Origin of the sequence: Erythrobacter sp. HI0063, from assembly GCF_001635685.1 — a bacterium.
Taxonomy (GTDB): Bacteria; Pseudomonadota; Alphaproteobacteria; order Sphingomonadales; family Sphingomonadaceae; genus Qipengyuania.
This window is the reverse complement of the sequence record NZ_LWFF01000081.1, coordinates 1-207: the sequence shown is the minus strand read 5'-3', so window position 1 is coordinate 207 and position 207 is coordinate 1. Positions and strand designations below refer to the sequence as shown.

The 207-nt window shown below is 61.4% G+C and carries 1 pseudogene; it reads right to left on the bottom strand.

Annotated elements, in window-relative coordinates:
• Positions 1-207, bottom strand: a pseudogene (locus A3736_RS17350) (hybrid sensor histidine kinase/response regulator); the annotation flags it as partial.

Below are 207 nucleotides of genomic sequence, written 5' to 3'. Positions count from 1 at the left end.
GCGGCATAGGCCTCGTCCAGCCTCGCATTGCTGACCTCAATCGTTAGCTTGCCCCCTTCGGGCATCGCATCACGCGCGTTCACTGCCAGATTGACGATTGCGGATTCCAGTTCGTTAGGATCGACCTCGACCAGCCAGAGTCCAGGTGCGCCCACGAACTCTACCTCGACCCTCTCGCCGAGCGAACGGTCCAGGAGGTCGGACATG